The organism is Sodalis sp. RH20 (assembly GCF_047324205.1).
Lineage (GTDB): Bacteria > Pseudomonadota > Gammaproteobacteria > Enterobacterales > Enterobacteriaceae > Acerihabitans.
Map to the genome: position 1 here is coordinate 1,397,234 of NZ_CP178733.1, position 19,463 is coordinate 1,416,696.

Genomic DNA, 19,463 nt, shown 5'->3' on the forward strand with positions numbered 1-19,463 from the left:
TGAAGTATCAGTCTCCCTGAAAAAAAACGGTACGAAACGACTTGATAATTTTAGGGTTTAGATATTACTGTAAATATATACAGTTTTTAGTAGATCTTAACGTGAAAATTATAAAGACGACGGAATGACTTGCAGCAGTGAAGCGACTTTTTAATTGAGCGTGTTCAGTGCGGATTTCCCAGCCCGGCTCAGGACCAGGTGGAGGAGCGGATCGATTTAAATAATCGGATTATTCGGCATCCCAGCGCGACGTATTTTATTGAGATCAGTGGGGATTGCATGGTGGACGCGGGTAACGCTATATATTAATCGGCTTATATCGTCAATCACCAACTCACTAGTTAAACCATCGGCAAGGAGACATTTCATGAGCCTACTCACCAAAGCAATGGTATTTCAAGCCCTCCACTCCAGAAGTGAACCTTTGATCCTACCCAACGCCTGGGATGCTGGTAACGCACGACTGCTGACGTCACTAGGATTTGAAGCCCTCGCCACAACCAGTGCTGGTTTTGCATTTAGCCTCGGCGTACGTGATTCAGAGGGGTTACTTTCGCGCAGTCAGATAATAGAGAATGCCAAAAATATTGTCGAGGCGACCGATTTGCCTGTAAGTGCTGATTTAGAAAACGGATTCGGAGATTCTGCCGAAGAGGTTGCCCACACCATTCGTATAGCTGGCGAAGCCGGTCTGGTTGGCGGGTCAATCGAGGACGGAACAGGAAAAATAGATCGCCCTGTCTACGAGTTCAATCATGCGGTTGAGCGTATCAGTGCTGCGGTTGAGGCAGTTAAAGCTCTGCCGTTCCCTTTCATGCTAGTGGCTCGAGCTGAAAACTTTAGCGTTGGCATAAACGATCTGGATGACACAATCCTCAGACTTCAAGCTTTCGAACAAGCCGGCGCCGATGTGCTTTATGCTCCAGGTCTGCCTGACCTAGAATCGATAAAAACGCTGTGCGGAGCCCTCCATAAACCGGTCAATGTAGTGATGGGACTTTCCGGCTCCAATTTCAATGTGGCTGAGCTTGCCGATGTCGGCGTGCGACGGATAAGCGTCGGCAGCTCATTCGCTAGAGCAGCGCTCGGCGGCCTATTACGCGCGGCACAAGAGGTGAAAGATAAGGGCACTTTCACCTTTGCAAATGAAGCCATTCCTTTCACGGCTATCAATAATCTGATGAAGTCTCTTGACTGAGGTCGCACGCATACCCCACATCGACTTCAAGGGCATCAACATATGGACAGCTAATCGGTAATCAAGTTGCCGAAATTACTCCCTGACTAACAGGATGAATATCGAGCCTCCGAGATATTTCTTGTCGATTTTCTATTCCACATAAATGCGGTTATGTCCAACCGAGTGATGACTCTTCTTGAAGAGATGGCGCCTGTGCTGGAAATCTATTCTATCAACGAGGCTTTTTTGAACCTCACCGGGGTATGTGATTGCCTGCGGTTGTAGAATTTTGGCCGGGACGTACGGGCACGTATTTTAAAAGAGACCGGGTTAATCGTCGGGGTGGGGGTTGCACAAACCAAACCCTTGGCCAAACTGGCCAACTACGTCGCAAAAAAATGAGTAAAGACCGAAGGCGTTGTGGATCTCACCGATCCGGTGCGGCAGCAAAAGCTGCTGGCACGGGTCCCTGTGAAGGCAGTCAGGAGGTGGGCCGGCGGATCAGCAAAAAGCTTGGGGCGATGGGCATCGCGAATATGCTTTAACTGGCGGAATGCGCGCCAGGCTTCATCCGCAAGAATGTCAACGAATATTGGAACAGACCCTAAGGGAACTGCGGGTAAGCCATGTTTAGCTCTGGTGGAGTTTGCGCTCACCAAGTAGCAAATCGTCTGTAGCCGTTCCTTCGGTACGTGCATTACCGGTTATGACGATATGCGCCAGGCGATTTTTGGCTATGCAGAGCGTGCCGCAGAAATCTCCGGGGCGAGCGCCCATACTGCCGGCACATATCGGTATTCCTGCGCACCAGTCCGTGTGCGGTCAGCGAGGAATTATATGTTTATCAGACGTCAGGACGGCTGATGGTGCCATCGAATGATACCCGCGACATCATCAGGATCGCCGTTGAGGAGCTTGGGCAGGCGGGAAAACCACACCTGCATAGACCCCATCAGTTTCCCTTTAATACGCTCGCTTCACCCCTGGGTGATAGCGGGCTTATCGTGCTGTGGGACCCTTGAAATGGCATGTATTCAGCATTTCTCTGAATCAGAATCCGGCGCGTCCAGCATCAGTTTTTCCCTCAGGAGAGGCTCTGCCCAGGCTATAAAAGTCTGTAGCGGACGGGAAAGGTGTTTACGGTGTGGATAGAGTAGCTGGACCGGAAGTGGGCGGGGGCGGTAGGCGGGCATGACCTCAATCAGGTCACCTGATTCCAGGTGTTTTTGTACGTCATATCGGGGTATCTGAATCATTCCCAGACCGGCCAGGCAGCAGGCAATGTAGGCTTCGGCGTTATTGACCGTTATCCGGCCGCGCAGGACAGCGGACCGGTAGCTGTCGTTTTCCGGCCATTCCCAGCTCTCGACCCGGCCCGTGGTTGGCGATGCATAGTTGACGGCCAGATGGCGGGGCAGATTTGAAGGCGTAGCGGGTTGGCCATGCAGGGCGATATAGGCCGGCGCCGCGGCATTGATGAATTTCAGGAACCCGAGTTTACGGGCCACCAGACTTGAGTCGGTCAGTTTTCCCACACGCAAGGCACAGTCTATTCCCTCTTCCGCCAGACTGACATTGCGGTCAGATGCTCCCATTTCCAGCATCATGTGCGGATAGCGGGTAAAGAATTCAGGCAGTGAAGGCGCGATGATCAGCCTGCCAATGCGTCCCGGCACATCAAATCTGATTTTCCCCACAGGCTGGCTATCGTTTTGTCTGAACAGATTTTCCGTTTCTTCCACGTCCGGTATCACTCTCAGGCAGCGTTCATAAAAAGCCCGGCCATCGGAGGTGAGGGAAACGCTGCGGGTGGTGCGGTGAAGCAGGCGCGTTCCTACCCGTGATTCAAGCTCCGCAACCGCAGCGGAAACGGTGGATCTGGGCATGTTCATTACGTCGGCCGCGCGGGTGAAACTGCCGCAGTCCACCACCCGTATAAAAATGCGAAAGAGGTCAATTCTGTCCATAAAAATTACATTGTTCGTGTTTTATGGACAGTATAATCAGAATTGCGGCCTTTATACAGAAAATGCAGGAGCTATTCTCAGGGGGCACCATCTTTGGCTGTTATACCCATAGAGAAGAGGACTGACGTCATGACAGAGCACAGTATCAAAGGCAAATCCGTCATTATTGCCGGCGGCGCGAAAAATCTGGGCGGGCTGATTGCGCGTGATTTTGCCGCGCACGGCGCGAAAGCCATCGCCATACATTACAACAGAGCGGGAAGTAAAGATGACGCGGAGGCCACCGTGGCGGCGATCATGGCCGCCGGAGCGCAGGCTGTGGCCTTTCAGGCCGACCTGACCACGGCCGGCGCCGTGGAAAAGCTCTTCGCGGACGTGACGGCGGCCATCGGCAGGCCGGACATTGCCGTCAATACCGTGGGCAAGGTGCTGAAAAAGCCCCTGTTCGATATCTCGGAAGCGGAGTATGACGAGATGAGCGCGGTGAACGCCAAGTCGGCCTTTTTCTTTCTTAAAGAGGCCGGGAAGCACCTCAATGACAATGGGAAAATCTGTACCCTGGTGACTTCCCTGCTTGGAGCGTTTACGCCTTTTTATGCCGCTTACGCCGGCACCAAGGCGCCGGTGGAGCATTTTACCCGCGCGGCGGCGAAGGAGTTGGGCGAGCGGGGGATTTCCGTCACCGCCATCGGTCCGGGTCCTATGGATACGCCGTTCTTTTATCCGGCTGAAAGCGCCGAGGCGCGGGATTACCATAAGACGGCGGCCGCGCTCTCACCTTTCAGCAAAACCGGCCTGACGGATATCGCCGATATCGTTCCCTGGATACGTTTTCTGGTGACGGAGGGATGGTGGATGACCGGCCAGACCATTCTGGTGAATGGCGGCTATACCACAAAATAACCTCACTATAATGGTTATAGCGCCACCGTGATCTTCACGCACCGCTGCCACTACAGCGCCACCGTGGACAGCCAGGCGGGGTATTCCAGCATGTCCGCCACGTTTTTCAGCATTCCCTCGCACTGCTCGCGGCTGTTGGGCCCTCCCAGGCACAGGCGCAGCGCATCGGGGGGATTATTGTCGGTACAGAAGGCGGCGCTGGAGACCGCGCTGACCCCCTGATGGCGCAGTTTCACCGCCACATCCGACGGATTCCAGCCCTGGCGGTGCGGCAGCCGCAGCCAGAGATGGAAACCTTCGGCATCCGCCTGCAGACTGTAATGGCGCAGCAGTCGGGCGGCCATCCGCTGGCGCAGCACCGCTTCTTCCCGCACCGCCAGCAGCATTCTTTCCGCCGTACCGTCGTTAATCCACTGGGCCGCCAGCGCATTGGTGAACGGGCTGGACATCACCGTCAGCGCCCGCATGGCGCCGGCCAGATGCTGCCCCTGGCGCACCGTGGGGGCGTGCACCCAGGCAATACGCAAACCGGCGCCGAAACATTTCGACAGGCCGGTAATATACCAGGTCAGTTCCGGCACCAGCTCCGCCATGGCGGGCAGGGACGCCGAGGGCAGCATGGCATAGGCGTCGTCTTCGATAATCGGCACGCTGTAGCGCAGGGCTACGTCCGCCAGCTTCTCACGCCGGCGCAGCGGCATGGTCAGGGTAGTGGGATTATTGATGGTGGGATTGAGATACAGGGCGCGGATTTGGCCGGTCTGGCAGGCGTTTTCAAACGAGCGCGGCATAGGGCCGTCTCCATCGCATTCCAGTGCGTGCAGGGTGATATCCAACTGGGCGGCGATGGCCTTCAGCCCCGGATACACCAGGCTGCCGACGCAGATTTCTCCGCCCCGGCGCGCCAGCAGGGTCAGCAATCCCACCAGCACGCTGTGAATGCCGGGACACACCAGCAACCGCTCCGGGGCCACCGCCGGTAAACGGCGCCCTAGCCAGCGGCATCCCGCCTCTTTGTCGTCATGGTTGCCGCCGAAATCGTGATAGCGCAGCAGGGGGAACAGATCTTTGTGGGCAAACAGATTCAGGGCGCCCTGACGGATTTGCGCCACGAGATCCGGCGAATCCGGCTCCACCGGCAGATTCATGGTCATCTCATAGCTGCTGCCGTTGCGGGGCGGGATCGACGGCACCTTGCCGCGGATAAAACTGCCGGTGCCCGGACGGGAATCAATGAGTCCGCGCTTGCGCGCTTCGGCGTAGCCGCGGGTCACCGTGGTGTAATTCAGTGAGAGTTTTACCGCCAGATCCCGCAGAGGCGGCAGGCGATCCCGCGGCTGGAAATCACCGCTTTCAATGGCGTCATGGATCAAATCGGCAATCAGCAGATAGGCCGGACGCTCCGGTCGTTCATGCATATAGTGCGTCCAACGATCGAATCGTTTCATTCCTGTTTCTCTCTGGGTGGCGGACTTCCACTCTAGCGGATTCATCCGTGCCCATGCAATCATTGATGTAATGATTGTGTTTAATGATTGCATCAGATTGTTTGTTATGCGTTAGCATGGTGCAATCATGGGTTACGCCTGCGTTGTCATTGTGCAGCAAATTGGTTAATTGCTGCGCGTTGATTGCCAAATAAACTCAAATGCAGGCCGTTAAAAATTTTTTTTGCTCAGAAGTTGAGCGATTGATTGGCCGATGATTGCATGGTCCCTTTCCGCCCCTGGCATAACCCTTGCTCCATGGATAATGACGCGTCCGTTAGCCGGCGCGATACATCATCCGCCGCGGCTGTCGGCGATGCCAGTAAACCTGCGAAGAGACTAAGATTATGCCAACGGTAACAATGCCCGCACATCAATCCGGCGATTTCCTGGTGGATTACGAAGAAAAGGTGTTTGAAGACGTGAAGGCCGAGCCGGGCCAGAAAGCGCTGGTGACCTTCCATACCGTCGCGTTCGAAGGATCCATCGGTTTTGTGAATATGCTGCAGGCCACCCGGCTGCAGCGCAAAGGCTTTGAAACCTCGATTCTGTTATACGGACCGGGGGTGACCCTCGGCGTACAGCGCGGCTTTCCCAAGCTGGGAGACGAAGCCTTCCCCGGCCATATGAACTTCAATAACCAGCTGCAAAAATTCATGGCCGAAGGCGGCAAGGTCTTTGCCTGCCGTTTTGCCCTGCAGGCGTTGTACGGCCACGGCGAACCCTCGCTCATTGAGGGCATCCGCGCCATCAATCCGCTGGACGTGCTGGATCTGAAGCTGCTGCACATCCGCGACAACGCGGTGATTCTTGATACCTGGACCGTGTAAGGAGCCGACGTTATGGCACAGGACCGTATCATCCGTGCCGCCGCCGTGCAGATTGCGCCTGACCTCGGCCAGGCGCAAAAAACGCTGTCGCGCGTGCTGGATGCCATTGATGAAGCCGCGGGCAAGGGGGCCGAGATTGTGGTATTTCCCGAAACCCTGGTGCCCTGGTATCCCTATTTTTCCTTTATCGCGCCGCCCATGACCGCCGGCGCCGAGCACCTGCGGCTTTACCAGCAGGCGGTGGAAGTACCCGGCCCCATTACCCGCGCGGTGGCCGACAGCGCCCGTCGCCACGGCATGGTGGTGGTGCTGGGGGTGACCGAACGGGATCACGGCAGCCTGTTCAACACCCAGCTGGTATTCGACGCCGACGGCGAGCTGGTGCTGAAGCGGCGTAAAATCACCCCAACCTATCACGAACGCATGATCTGGGGGCAGGGGGACGCCTCGGGGCTGAAGGCGGTGGATACCGCCGTCGGCCGGGTCGCGGCCCTGGCCTGCTGGGAACACTACAATCCCCTGGCCCGCTATGCGCTGATGGTCCAGCACGAGGAGATCCACTGCAGCCAGTTTCCCGGCTCGCTGGTGGGCCAGATCTTCGCCGATCAGATGGAGGTCACCATCCGCCATCACGCCCTGGAGTCCGGCTGTTTTGTTATTAACGCCACCGGCTGGCTGCGGGAAGATCAGATTGAATCCATTACCTCGGATGCCGATTTGCAGCGCGGGCTGCGCGGCGGGTGCCATACCGCCATTATCTCGCCGGAAGGACGGCATCTGGCGCCTCCCATCACCGAGGGGGAAGGCATTCTTATCGCCGATCTGGATATGAAGCTTATCGCCAAGCGTAAACGCATGATGGATTCCGTGGGGCACTATGCCCGGCCGGAACTGTTAAGCCTGCTGATCAATGACCGGCCCGCGGACTACTGCCATCCGCAAGCGTCCTATGAGCAGGCCGTTCATCATCAGCACATTTCCTTCGCGTCTTCGCAAACCGCCCCAGAGTCCTTTACTTCCGACCTCACAGGAGGGCGCCATGAGCCTGAGCAACCAGCGACTGATTACTGAACTGCAAACCCACGGCCTGAAGGTGGTCAATCCCCAGACGGCCCATGTCAATCGCCAGGGCGGCGCCGGTCCGTCGGATCACCAGGCGGTGACTATCGACGGCATGACGGTCATGGTGCCGGTGTATACCCAGCAGGCGCACCAGTCCCCCTGGAGCGTGACCCATGACGGGGCCGGCGTCAGCCATTTGCTGAAAGACGCCATTCCGGTGCGGGATATCAGCTTTGTCTCCCAGCCGAATTTCTACCGGCTGAGCACCGCCGACGGTGTCCCGTACTCCCATATCGCCACCCTGCACGGCGCCGATGTGCTGGCCACCACCGTTTTGCAAACCTGCATCCGCTATGAAAACCGGCGCAAGGCCTGCCAGTTTTGCGCCATCGGCCAGTCCCTGGCGGCGGGCAAGACCATCGCCCGTAAAACGCCGCAGCAGCTGGCGGAAGTGGCCAAGGCCGCGGTGGAACTGGACGGCGTGCGGCATATGGTGATGACCACCGGCACCCCCTCCGGCAGCGATCGCGGGGCGCGGGTACTGTGCGAAAGCGCCGAGGCCATTCGGGCGGCGGTGGATCTGCCGTTGCAGGGGCAATGCGAACCGCCGGGGGATGCGCTGTGGTTTACCCGCATGAAGGAGGCGGGCATCGATGCGTTGGGCATGCATTTGGAGGCGGTAACCCCGGCGGTGCGGGCGCGCATTATGCCGGGCAAAGCCGTCGTCACCGTGGAGCAATATATGGCGGCGTTCCAGGACGCGGTGCGGGTGTTCGGCCACGGCCAGGTGAGCACCTATATCCTGGCGGGACTGGGGGATACCCGTGAGGCGATATTGTCTACGGCGCGGGAGCTGATTGATATCGGCGTGTATCCCTTTGTGGTGCCGTTCGTGCCCATCCGCGGTACGCCGCTTGAGGATCATGCGCCGCCGGCAGCGGATTTCATGGAGTCCATTTTGCAGCCCCTGGGCAGCATGCTGCGCGGCGGCGGCCTGCGTTCCGCCGATATCAAGGCCGGCTGCGGCCGTTGCGGCGCCTGTTCGCCGTTGTCCAGCTACGAGCGGGCCTCGGCCTGAGGGGAGTGACAGCATGTTCTATCCCGAATACCGCATCAAATGGGTGACCTTGCCCTGGGAGCGCGAGCAGGCCTATCTGCTGCGCCAGCGGGTTTTTTGCCACGAGCAGGGGCTGTTTGAAGAGCATGACCGGGATGCTATCGATGAACGCGCCCGGCTGCTGGTGGCTATCGGCAGTACGGCGGGCTGGCCGGAGCAAATCGTCGGCACGGTGCGCATCCACCGGGAAGAGGGGGATATTTGGTACGGTTCGCGGCTGGCGGTGGACCGGCATTTCCGCCGGCAGGGGCAACTGGGGCCGACCCTTATCCGCCTGGCGGTATCCAGCGCCTGTGCCCTGGGCTGCGAGGCGTTTTATGCCCGGGTGCAGCAGCAAAACGTGCCGCTGTTCCGGCGCATGCACTGGTCATCCCTGTCCACCGAACGGCTGCGGGGTATCGATCATGCGGTTATGCAGGCGGATCTGGCGTTTTATCCGCCCTGTTTCGACCCCAACAGCGGCATGGTGCTGAGCGGGCCTTCGCCGCGGCCGGCGCGGGAGCTGGCGCCGCTGCTGATGAGCCTGGAGGGCGGCTGATGGATGATTTACACGTGCTGCTGGCGGAGGTGCGCCGGTACGGCGGCATCGATCAGAAGCGGGACATCCAGGGGATTGCCGGAGAACTGCGTGAAGCCTGGCCTCTGGCCGGCTGCGACAACGGCGATGACTGCGCCGCCATTCCGCAGGAAGAGGGCTATAGCCTGCTGGCCATGGAGGGGTTTATCAACCGGTTCGTGGCGGACGATCCCTGGTTCGCCGGCTGGTGCGGACTGATGGTTAATCTGAGCGACATCGCCGCCATGGGCGGCACGGCGGTGGCGGTGGTGAATGCCCTGTGGAGCGCCGGTCCGGAACAGGCGCGCCGTTTGATGCAGGGCATGGCCGCCGCGTCCCGGGCCTATCGGGTGCCCATCGTCGGCGGCCATACCAATTTACGCAGCGAATCGCCGCAGCTGGCGGTGGCGGTGCTGGGCAAAGCGAAACGGGTGCTGCGGGCCTCCGGGGCGAAGCCGGGACACACCTTAATCGCCGCCATAGATTTGCGCGGCGCCCGACGCGGGCCCTGGCTGAACTGGGACGCCGCGACCCGCGCCGATCCGGCGGCGCTGCGCGACGCCATGGCGCTGTTGCCGACGCTGGCGGAACAGGGGCTGGTACAGGCGGCCAAGGACATCAGCCAGGCCGGCCTGCTCGGCACCCTGGTCATGCTGTTGGAAAGCGCCCGGGCCGGCGCGGACATTGATTTAACGGCCATACCCCGTCCGGCGGAGATCCGCTGGCAAGAGTGGCTGTGCATGTTTCCCAGCTACGGCTATCTGTTGACGGTCCATTCCCAGCAGGCAGACGAGGTGCTGGCGCACTTTCATCGGCTCGGTATCGGCGCGGCGGCCATCGGCGGCATTACCGCCGACCCGAGGCTTTGGGTCGGCGATGGTTCACACCGCCACTGTTTCTGGGATCTCGACACAACGCCGCTTACCGGCATCAACCCCTGACTTTTTTATTCTGGAGGCGCTTATGCCCGCAATGCATTTTACCGTCCGCTGGCCGGACAGCTCCGTGGACGTGTGTTATTCACCGTCCACCGTGATTGAACAGCATCTGGAGGTGGGCAAAGAGTACAGCGTGGAGGAGTTTACCGGACTGGCGCGCCGGGCGCTGCAGGAAGCCAGCGACCGGGTCGCGCTGAAGTTCGGTTATGCCTGTTCAAGCGCCATGGATCAGTCCGGCGCCATCGAACTCAAGGCCGGGGGTTTTTTGCCCGATGCCCGCCCGGTGCGCGTCGAGAAAATCGAAGCGCTGCCCGTTAATCATTAATTCAGGAACGGTACCATGGAACAAACACATTATCCGGTGATTATCATCGGCGGCGGGCAGGCGGGACTGTCTATGAGCTACTGCCTGACTCAGCGGGGCATCGGGCATGTGATATTTGAGCGCCATCAGCTCGGCTGGGCCTGGCGGGCGCAGCGCTGGGACAGTTTTTGTCTGGTGACCCCTAACTGGCAGTGCAAATTGCCCGGTTTTCCCTATGACGGCGATGACCCGGACGGTTTTATGGTCAATGACCAGATCATCAATTACCTGGAGCGCTATGCCGAGCGTTTCGGGCCGCCGCTGCTCACCGGCATCAACGTGGAGCGGGTCAGCCGCCACGGCGGCGGGGGCTTTGTTCTGCACACCAGCCGCGGAACCTTCACTGCCGATAACGTGGTTGCCGCGGTGGGCAACTATCACCGGCGGCGTTTCCCCGCCCTGGCGGCCCGTTTACCGGGGACGATCCACCAGCTGCATTCGGCGGACTACCGTTGCCCCGCCGCCTTGCCCGAGGGCGAGGTCCTTGTGGTGGGGTCGGCCCAGTCCGGGGCGCAAATCGCCGAAGATCTGCATCTCGCCGGACGCCGGGTACATCTGTGCGTCGGCAGCGCGCCGCGGGTGAATCGTTTTTACCGCGGCCGCGACGTGGTGGCCTGGCTGGAGGACATGGGGCATTACCGGCTGACAGTGGACCACCATCCCCAGGGGGAAGATGCCCGACGTAAAACCAACCATTATGTCACCGGCCGCGACGGTGGCCGGGATATCGATTTGCGGCTGTTCGCCGGGCAGGGCATGCAACTGCACGGGCGGTTGCTGGACATTGATGAGGCGCGGGGGGGGCTGGTCACCGCAGACGATCTGGCGGCCAATCTTGATAATGCCGATGATACCGCCCGGCGCATCAGGGAGAATATCGATGAGTGGATTGCCGCCCGGGGCATCGACGCCCCCACGGAGCCGCCCTATCAGCCGATGTGGTTCCCGCCGCCGGGCCGGGGCGCTATCCCTTTGGGCAATCTCGCGGCCATTATCTGGGCGGTGGGATTCCATACCGATTTTAGCTGGATTGACCTGCCGGCGTTTGATGACAAGGGATACCCCCGCCATCGGCGCGGCGTGTCAGTGGAAGAAGGACTCCATTTCCTCGGTCTGCCCTGGCTGTGGACCTGGGGCTCGGGACGGTTCGAGGGAGTGGGGGAAGATGCGGAATACCTGGCGGAACACATCGCCGCCCGCCTGACGGCGCCGGCGCCGCAGGAGGTCCGTTATGCCGTTCGCTAACCGGACTGACAGTTCACTGCTGGATTGGTCGGCCGTCATCCCAGCGGATTTGCCAGTGCCTTCCCCGTCAGATTTAGCGCTGGATTCACCGGCCTCTTCCCCGCTGGATGAGGCTTTCTGGCGGCGTGAAGCGCAGCGCATCCACTGGCAGCGGCCGTTTCGCCAGGTGATGGCTTTAGAGCACGGTGGGCCGCACTGCCGCTGGTTTGCGGGCGGCGCCACCAACCTGTGTTATAACGCCGTGGATCGGCATTTGCCCCTGCGCGGCGGCCAAACGGCGCTCGTGTGCTGCGACCGGCAGGGCGCGGAGCAGCGATTCAGCTATGCCGAACTGCACCGGGAAGTGGTGGCCATGGCCTGGATCCTGCAACGGCAGGGGGTGGCGGCGGGAGATCGCGTGCTGCTCTGCCTGCCGGTCATGCCGCCGGCCCTGTTCGCCATGCTGGCCTGCGCCCGGCTGGGGGCTATCCATGTGGTGGTCTCGGCGCAGCTGAGCGCGGCGGCGCTGGCGGAGCGCATTCACCTGAGCCGGCCCCGTTTGCTGATCCTGGAGGATAAAATCAACCGCGCATTGCGGGAAGAGGGACTTGCGCCGCCCGCCGTTAACCGGATCATTGTCGGCGACAGCGGATCGGAAGCCATGCGCAATCCTGACGGCACCGACGATAGGGCGGCGGGTGAATACCCCGGTGACGGTGAACTCAGTTACCGGCGGCTGCGGGCGGCTTATCACAATGAGCCGATACCTTGTCGCTGGCTGCCCGCCGAGGCGCCGTCACAGCTGCTGTTCACCTCCGGCACCACCGGCACGCCCAAAGGCGTCGTGCGGGATACCGGCGGCTACGCCGTGGCGCTGTGCGCCTCGCTGCCGCATATTTTCAATACCGGCGAGAATGAAGTTTTTTTCACCACCGCCGATATCGGCTGGGTGACCGGACACAGCTATCTGGTCTGGGCGCCCCTGCTGGCCGGTTTCACCACCCTGGTGGTCACCGGCGGCGGCATGAATACCCCGGGGCGGCGCTGGTGGCAACTGATTGCCCGCCACGGCGTCACGCGTCTGCTTACCGTACCCGGCGCCATGCGTCTGGCCCGCATGCAAAGTGAAACCCTTGACCCGTCGCTGCCCTCCCTGCGCGCCGTCTATCTGGCCGGCGAGCCGCTGGACGCCAAAACCCGTCAATGGCTGGAGCAGGGCGCCGGCGTGCCGGTGTACGATCACTACTGGCAAACCGAAAGCGGCTGGCCGATCCTGGCCGGGCAGAGAGGCGCCCTGCGTCCGGTGATGGATCGCCGGGTAAGCATTGTGGATGAGCAAACCGGCCGCCCGGCGGCAACGGGCATGCTGGTGCTGCATGACCATCTGGGACCAGGGGGCATGCAAACCCTGTGGGGCCATGACGATGAGTTCGTGGCGCGCTATTGGCAGCATGACGGCGAGGGCTGGCGCTATCTGACGCAGGATCGCGCCCGCCGTGATGAACACGGCGCCATAACCATTCAGGGACGCATGGACGACACCATGAATATCGGCGGCAAGCGGCTGTCCACGGCGGAAGTAGAGCACGCGGCGCTGACGGTGCCCGGCATCGCCGAAGCGGCGGCGGTGGGTCTAGCGCATCCGCTACTGGGCCAGATGGTGCAGCTGTTCGTCGTCACGGCGCCGGAGGTGCCGGTAGCGCGGCATGCCGACATGCGCCGGTCGCTGGCGGCGGTTATCGTGGCCCGCTGCGGCCGCCATGGCCGGCCCCGGAACGTGATATTCCTCGAGTGCCTGCCCAAAACCTTCTCCGGAAAAATCATCCGGCGCTTTCTGCGGCGCCCGTAACCTTCTAACTCCTGGTAAAGCGCCAGCGTGGCCAACGCCGCGGCGCAGGCTACCGGATGCGCGCTCCAGGTATAACCGTGGAAAAACTCGATCTCCCCCTCGCCGGCAGCATTGATAATGCCGTCATGAATATCCCGGCTCACCGCCACGGCGCCCATAGGCAACGCACCGTTGGTGAGGGCTTTGGCCAGGGTGATGATATCCGGCCGGATATTAAAGGACTGGCTGGCGAATGCCCGGCCGGTCCGGCCGAAGCCGCAGATCACCTCGTCCATGATCAGCAGAATGTCATGCCGGTCGCAGATCTGGCGCAGCCGTTCCAGATAACCCACCGGCGGCACCAGCACGCCGGTGGATCCGGCGATGGGTTCCACCACGCAGGCGGCAATATTTTCCGCCCCGTGTAGCGTAATCAGGCGTAAAAGATCGTCCGCCAGGAAGTCGCCGTGCCCGGGTTGCCCGCGACTGTAGCGGTTCTCCGCCAGCCAGGTATGGCGCATATGCACTACCCGCGGCCCGACGCCGTCGAAATTCCGCCGGTTGTTGGGCAGCCCCGACAGGGCGACGCCGCCGAAATTGACGCCGTGATAAGCGCGTTCCCGCGACACGAAGATATTCCGGCTACCCCGGCCCTTGGCGCGGTGATACGCCAGGGCGATTTTCAGCGCGGTATCTACCGCTTCCGAGCCGGAACCGACAAAAAAAATCCTGTCAAGGCCGGGGGGCAGCAGCGCCGATAAGGCCTTGGCGGCGGCGAAGGCTCCCGGATGGCCGCGATAAAAGCTGGCGGTAAAATCCAGGGTCAGCATTTGCCGGTGAACCGCCTCGGCAAGCTCTTTACGCCCGTGGCCCAAGGCCGAGGCGAATAAACCCGACACCCCGTCCAGTATCGCCCGTCCGTCCGGATCATAATAATAATCTCCCTCCGCCCGGGCGAATAATTTGGGATCGTTACGGAAATCTTTATTTGGCGTAAACGGCAGCCAAAAATTATCGTTGAGAATATCCTGGTAATGGGCAGTCATGATTGTCACCAACGTCATCTTCAGGCTCGCCCCATGCCGGGCTGAAAATATGCCCGCTGGGGACTTTAGTCAGCATTTAATGGATTTTGTCCGGCGCGAAATCATTGGCGACCACTTCCCCCTGCGGCCGGATGGCATCGCTTGCGGCGGCAGGGCTGTTCGTCGCCACGTCCAGATGGGGGAAGACCAGTTCCGACACGCGATAGGCTTCCTCCAGATGCGGATAGCCGGACAGGATAAAGGTATCGATACCTAAATCCGCATACTCGGCGATGCGCCGGGCGACGGTGGGGCCGTCCCCCACCAGAGCGGTGCCGGCGCCGGCCCGCACCAGCCCGACCCCGGCCCACAGATTGGGACTTATTTCCAAATGATCCCGGCTGCCGTCGTGCAGTGCCGCCATGCGCTGCTGTCCCACCGAATCAAACCGGGCGAACGATGCCCGGGCGCGGGCGATGGTTTCATCGTCCACATGGACAATCAGCCGCCGGGCATCCTGCCAGGCCTCTTCCGTGGTTTCACGCACAATCACGTGCAGGCGAATGCCGAAGCGGATTTGCCGTCCCAGCGCGGCGGCCTTTTCCCGTACCTGGGCGATTTTTTCCGCCAGCTGCGCCGGCGGCTCGCCCCAGGTCAGATAAAGCTCCACCTGCTCTGCCGCCAGATCCTGCGCGGCATCGGACGAACCGCCGAAATAAAGCGGCGGCCGAGGTTGTTGCACCGGCGGGAACATCAGGCGCGCCCCCTCCACCTGCACATGTTTGCCCTGGAAATTCACCGTCTCGCCCTCCAGCACCCGCCGCCAGACATGGGTAAATTCCGCCGCGGCTTCATAACGTTCGGCGTGATCGAGAAATACCCCTTCCGCCGCCAGTTCGTCGGGATCGCCGCCGGTCACCAGGTTGAAGAGCGCCCGGCCTTGGGACAGACGATCCAGCGTCGCCGCCTGACGGGCCGCCAGGGTAGGGGAAATCACTCCCGGCCGCAGCGCCACCAGGAACTTTAGCCGCTGGGTGACGGGGATCAGCGACGCCGCCACCAGCCAAGAGTCTTCACAAGAGCGGCCGGTGGGGATCAGCACGCCGCCGAAACCCACCCGTTCCGCCGCCTGGGCAATCTGCTGCAGATAAGCGTGGTCCACCGTGCGCGCGCCGCGTGGCGTGCCGAGATAGCGCCCGTCGCCATGGGTAGGGAGAAACCAGAAAAGATTGAGGCTCATGGACGGCTCCTGCTGAATAAAACGACGAGTAACGGTTATGATGGACAGCCGGAGCCGGTGCTCCAACTGATATATATGGCATTCCAAATGCGTAAAACAGCTATACCCGTCATCATTCACGCTGCAGGTGCGTTGGCAACACTCGGCCTCGTTCCTTCGGGGCCGTAGCGGCGGCCGAGACGCTGGCGGGCCCGGCTGATGATCTCCTCGACGGTGTCCGCCGGCAGTCGGATGTCCCCCGGCAGGTATGGCCGTCCCAGCAGCCGGTATTTGTCGCTGCCCAGCCGGTGATAGGGCAGGATTTCATAGCTGACGTCCGCCAGGGGCAGAATAAAATCAATGATGCGGGCGATAGCGTCCCAGCTATCGTTAAACGCGGGGATCAGCGGCGTGCGCACATGGATCGGCAAACGGGGAAACTGCCGGCGCAACGCCAGCAGGTTGGCCAGTATCCGGCGGTTGGAACGCCCGGTAAACCCGCGGTGAGCGGCGTCGTTCAGGTTTTTGATATCAAAATAGACGCCGTCGCAATAGCCCGCCAGCGCCCGTAATGCCGGCCAGGGGCCGTAACCGCAGGTTTCCAGCAGGGTATCGATATGCCGTTTTTGGGCTTCCCGCAGCAGGGCCAGGGCGAAATCCGCCTGCATCAGGGGTTCACCGCCGCTGAGGGTAACCCCGCCCCGTGAGCGCGCATAAAACAGGCTGTCCGCCTCGGCAATATCCATCACGCGCGCCGCCGTTATCCGCTGACCGAAGGCGTGCAGGGCATGGCTGGAACAGGCGGGCAGGCATTGCAGGCACTGCCGGCAGGTATCCGTGTTCAGCCGGACAACTCCGTCGGCCCCATACGCCAGGCTGTGGGAAAGGCATTGTCCGATGCACAGGCCGCAGTCCCGTCCGAGGCATTTTTTTTCGTCCAGCGTGATTTCCGGCAATACACCCTGGGATTCCGGATTGCTGCACCAGACGCAGCGCAGCGGGCAGCCTTTCAGAAAGACCAGCGTGCGGATACCGTCACCGTCATGCAGGGAGTAACGCTGTATATTGAAAATCCAGCCCGTCTCTGCCCCATCGGTCCGGCGCGTCGACGGAGCCGGCAAAGCCGTGGCGGGGATTCGCAACGACAAAGCCTCCGGATCAGAAGATTTCATGGCCGGTCCTGGCAATCAAATCATCCTGCAGGTCCGGCGAGAGGTCAGTGAAATAGGCGCTGTAGCCGGCAATCCTGACAATCAGGCCGCGAAAGCGCTCCGGGTCGGCTTTGGCCGCCAGCAGGGTCTCCCGGTTGATGACGTTGAACTGGATATGCCACAGCTTCAGGTCGCACCAGACCTTGATAAAATCGCACAGCTTGCGGGTGCCCGCCTCGCCGGCCAGTACCGAGGGGGTGAATTTGACGTTAAGCAAGCGGGCGGCGCGCTCGCGAAACCGGTAATTCTTGGTGTGGTAATTGGACAGCAGCACCGCGGTGGGGCCTTGGCTGTCGCAGCCCTGGGAGGCCGACGAACCGTCCGATAGCGGACTGTAGGCCTTGCGGCCGTTGGGGGTGGCGTGCACCACCTTGCCGAACGGCACATGCGAGGTAAAAGGCACCAGCCGCAGATCCATATGCACGCCCAGAGAGCGGGAATAGCGCTGGGTAAATTCCAGACAGATTTTATCCAGGGCCTTGCCGATATCGTCGGCGTAGGGATCGTTATTGCCGTATTTGGGCGCGTCCCGCAGCAGGGCGCGGACAGTGGGATGGCCGTTGAAATCGTCGGCCAGCGCCGCCAGCAATTGTCCCATGGAAAGACGTTTTTCTTCATAGACCCATTTTTTTATTGCCGCCAGGGAATCAATGACCGTGCCGTACCCCATAAACTCGAAATAACCCAAATCGATACCGCCGTTGATGTCCGGCTGGTGGATATCCATGCCGGCGTCCATCGCCAGGTCGTGCAGGGCGGAACCCAGCGGCCAGGCAAAATGCCGGGCGCGTAAATCAATGATGATTTTTTGCTGGATAAACGCATGGCGAAGGAAATTCAGATGCTGTTTTACATAAGCCTGCCAGAATGCCTCCCAGTCCGCGAATTCCCCCGGATCGCCGGTTTCGATACCCAGCAATTCCCCGCCGTAGCGTTTCATCCGGCCGTTGTACAAGGTCATCTCCAGCGCCGCCGGAAAGTTGATATAGGCGCAGGGGCTGGTATAGGTATCGCGGTTCGGCATCCGGCACTCGGCGCAGCCGGACACCGCGAAATCATAGGCTTCGCTGAACGCGGCCCCCTTCGCCAGCAGCAGCGGCACCACTTCTTCATCGTTGATGAGTTTTGGAAATCCGGCGCCGTCTTTAATGGTTTGCGCCACTTCATAGAGAAAACGCGGCGGAGTACGGCTATGGATGCGGGCCGCCAGGTCCGGATAGTGCAACGGAAATTCCCGCTTCGATCGCAGGAACAGATAGGATAGCGCATTGACGGCGTCCAAACCTTCCGGCGTCTGGCCGCCGATGGTGACCGCTTCCCAATGGGCGTAGCCTTCGTTAAAGGCGCCGCCGGTGGGGGAGATGTACAAATCCACGAACTGCGCCATGGCGATCCACATGCAGGCCAGCCATTCCAGGGCCTGCTCTTCGGTCAGCAGGCCGCGATCGAGATCCCGCCGGTAATAAGGGTAAAGGTACTGATCCATGCGGCCGTTGGAGATAATGGTGCCGGTTTTCTGCTCCAGGCGGGAAAACATCTGGGTGAACCACTGCGCCTGCAGCGCATCGCGAAAATCCCGCGCCGGGTGTTCCGGCACCCGGGCACAGCGCTCGGCGATGGCCTCCAGCTCCTGCCGCCGTACGGGATCGGGCTCCCGTTCCGCCAAATCCCGCGCCAGCGCGGCATGGCGTCCGGCCCACAGAATCACCGCCTCGGCGCTGAGGATAATGGCCTGCAGGAACGGTGCCTTTTCAACATTGTCCGACGGATCGAAGGGATCCAGCGCCGCCAGCCGGCGCTGTGCATCCTCCTTTATCCCCTTAAACCCCAGCCGCAGCACTTTGTCGTAGTCATGTACCCACTGAATGGAAGACCGGAACGACGAGGTCTCGTTGACGATAAAACGGGACGTCAGGGCGTCGGCGGGATCGTAGGTAAGGCGCAGCGTCTCATCGGGCAGGGCGCGGGCCAGGTCTTCATGGTAGGTTTTGCCCCGCCAGTAGGGGGATACCACCCGTTTGATGATATCCACCTCCGCCGGTTCGACGGTAAACGGCGATTCCACCCGCCGGGGCAGCTGTTCCAGCGCCCGCTCCAGAAAATCGCCGTCCAGTTCCGGATAAAGAATGCCGTAGCGGCCGGGTTTGCCGCCCCGGCCGACAATCAACTGATCTTCATCGATATACACCTGGATATGCCCGGCGATGTGATACATCGCCTTCGCCCAGCGCAGGATCAGTAATTCCCCTTCCGTTTGCGCCATGGACTCGGTGAAATAGCGCGCCCGTTCCACATCGACTGCCGGTTTGGCGTGCTGGATACGGGCCAGCAGGCGATGGGTCCGATCCGTGGCGACGGGCTTGCCGTCGGGATGCAGCAGCCGCGCTTCCTGCGGCGAGAGTACCAGGGCTTGCTTCACGTTATTGCCTGCCTTAAGTCGTCAATAATAAAATTATATTCTCTCAATAATCCGAAACGCCGCTTGCAGCGGCCCCAAAGGGCGAGGCTTACGGAGTAGCCGAGTCACACAGCCAACACACCTGCAGCTTGAA

Annotated in this window: 15 protein-coding genes and 4 pseudogenes; 12 read left to right on the plus strand and 7 right to left on the minus strand. The window is 60.7% G+C overall.

Annotated features, from left to right (window positions below; all coding sequences use genetic code 11):
- Positions 1–153: 153 nt before the first annotated feature.
- The 3 genes and pseudogenes from ACL2XM_RS06570 to ACL2XM_RS06580 all read left to right on the plus strand — a co-directional run.
- Positions 154–294, plus strand: a pseudogene (locus tag ACL2XM_RS06570) (S24 family peptidase); the annotation flags it as partial.
- 73 nt (positions 295–367) lie between these two features.
- Positions 368–1,198, plus strand: a complete 831-nt coding sequence (locus ACL2XM_RS06575) for an isocitrate lyase/PEP mutase family protein (RefSeq protein ID WP_413730175.1) — start codon at positions 368–370, stop codon at positions 1,196–1,198.
- A gap of 728 nt (positions 1,199–1,926) precedes the next feature.
- A pseudogene (locus tag ACL2XM_RS06580) lies at positions 1,927–2,202 on the plus strand (hypothetical protein); the annotation flags it as partial.
- Positions 2,203–2,214: 12 nt separating this feature from the next.
- On the opposite strand, the gene ACL2XM_RS06585 reads toward ACL2XM_RS06580, so the two are convergent.
- A complete protein-coding gene (locus tag ACL2XM_RS06585) occupies positions 2,215–2,922 on the minus strand; it encodes a LysR substrate-binding domain-containing protein (RefSeq protein WP_413733198.1) in 708 nt (235 codons plus the stop codon).
- A gap of 48 nt (positions 2,923–2,970) precedes the next feature.
- Positions 2,971–3,147, minus strand: a pseudogene (locus ACL2XM_RS06590) (helix-turn-helix domain-containing protein); the annotation flags it as partial.
- 129 nt (positions 3,148–3,276) lie between these two features.
- Here ACL2XM_RS06590 and ACL2XM_RS06595 point away from each other — a divergent pair.
- Positions 3,277–4,050: an SDR family oxidoreductase gene (locus ACL2XM_RS06595; RefSeq protein WP_413730178.1), complete on the plus strand. Its 774-nt coding sequence runs from the start codon at positions 3,277–3,279 to the stop codon at positions 4,048–4,050.
- 50 nt (positions 4,051–4,100) lie between these two features.
- Here ACL2XM_RS06595 and ACL2XM_RS06600 read toward each other — a convergent pair whose 3' ends face one another.
- Positions 4,101–5,498, minus strand: coding sequence for a PLP-dependent aminotransferase family protein (locus tag ACL2XM_RS06600; RefSeq protein WP_413730179.1), 1,398 nt, complete (start codon positions 5,496–5,498; stop codon positions 4,101–4,103).
- A gap of 386 nt (positions 5,499–5,884) precedes the next feature.
- Between ACL2XM_RS06600 and ACL2XM_RS06605 the strand changes: the two genes are divergently transcribed.
- The 8 genes from ACL2XM_RS06605 to ACL2XM_RS06640 are packed head-to-tail and all read left to right on the plus strand — an operon-like array spanning position 5,885 to position 13,477.
- Entirely contained in the window at positions 5,885–6,367 is a 483-nt protein-coding gene (locus ACL2XM_RS06605) for an MSMEG_0572/Sll0783 family nitrogen starvation response protein (protein ID WP_413730181.1), read from the plus strand.
- A 12-nt stretch (positions 6,368–6,379) separates the two neighbouring features.
- A complete protein-coding gene (locus ACL2XM_RS06610) occupies positions 6,380–7,438 on the plus strand; it encodes a Nit6803 family nitrilase (RefSeq protein WP_413730182.1) in 1,059 nt (352 codons plus the stop codon).
- Positions 7,413–8,507 carry an MSMEG_0568 family radical SAM protein gene (locus ACL2XM_RS06615; protein WP_413731054.1) on the plus strand — a complete coding sequence of 365 codons (1,095 nt, stop codon included), beginning with the start codon at positions 7,413–7,415 and terminating at the stop codon, positions 8,505–8,507. The genes ACL2XM_RS06610 and ACL2XM_RS06615 overlap by 26 nt, the downstream gene beginning before the upstream one ends.
- A 13-nt stretch (positions 8,508–8,520) precedes the next feature.
- Positions 8,521–9,084, plus strand: a complete 564-nt coding sequence (locus ACL2XM_RS06620; protein WP_413730184.1) for an MSMEG_0567/Sll0786 family nitrogen starvation N-acetyltransferase — start codon at positions 8,521–8,523, stop codon at positions 9,082–9,084.
- On the plus strand, positions 9,084–10,043 hold the full coding sequence (locus ACL2XM_RS06625) for a sll0787 family AIR synthase-like protein (protein WP_413730186.1): 960 nt from the start codon (positions 9,084–9,086) through the stop codon (positions 10,041–10,043). The genes ACL2XM_RS06620 and ACL2XM_RS06625 overlap by 1 nt, the downstream gene beginning before the upstream one ends.
- Positions 10,044–10,065: 22 nt before the next feature.
- On the plus strand, positions 10,066–10,365 hold the full coding sequence (locus ACL2XM_RS06630; protein ID WP_413730188.1) for an MSMEG_0570 family nitrogen starvation response protein: 300 nt from the start codon (positions 10,066–10,068) through the stop codon (positions 10,363–10,365).
- Positions 10,366–10,380: 15 nt separating this feature from the next.
- Positions 10,381–11,649: an MSMEG_0569 family flavin-dependent oxidoreductase gene (locus ACL2XM_RS06635; RefSeq protein WP_413730190.1), complete on the plus strand. Its 1,269-nt coding sequence runs from the start codon at positions 10,381–10,383 to the stop codon at positions 11,647–11,649.
- Entirely contained in the window at positions 11,636–13,477 is a 1,842-nt protein-coding gene (locus ACL2XM_RS06640; RefSeq protein ID WP_413730191.1) for an AMP-binding protein, read from the plus strand. Before ACL2XM_RS06635 ends, ACL2XM_RS06640 begins: the two co-directional genes overlap by 14 nt.
- Positions 13,478–13,497: 20 nt before the next feature.
- Here the strand turns inward: ACL2XM_RS06640 and ACL2XM_RS06645 are convergent.
- From ACL2XM_RS06645 to ACL2XM_RS06660, 4 genes and pseudogenes are all read right to left on the minus strand, one after another.
- Positions 13,498–14,520 (minus strand): annotated as a pseudogene (locus ACL2XM_RS06645) (aminotransferase class III-fold pyridoxal phosphate-dependent enzyme); the annotation flags it as partial.
- Between the two features lie 58 nt (positions 14,521–14,578).
- Positions 14,579–15,721, minus strand: coding sequence for an FMNH2-dependent alkanesulfonate monooxygenase (ssuD, locus tag ACL2XM_RS06650; protein ID WP_413730192.1), 1,143 nt, complete (start codon positions 15,719–15,721; stop codon positions 14,579–14,581).
- 116 nt (positions 15,722–15,837) lie between these two features.
- Positions 15,838–16,872 carry a glycyl-radical enzyme activating protein gene (locus ACL2XM_RS06655; protein WP_413730194.1) on the minus strand — a complete coding sequence of 345 codons (1,035 nt, stop codon included), beginning with the start codon at positions 16,870–16,872 and terminating at the stop codon, positions 15,838–15,840.
- Positions 16,859–19,330: a glycyl radical protein gene (locus tag ACL2XM_RS06660; protein WP_413730195.1), complete on the minus strand. Its 2,472-nt coding sequence runs from the start codon at positions 19,328–19,330 to the stop codon at positions 16,859–16,861. Before ACL2XM_RS06660 ends, ACL2XM_RS06655 begins: the two co-directional genes overlap by 14 nt.
- Positions 19,331–19,463: the final 133 nt, after the last annotated feature.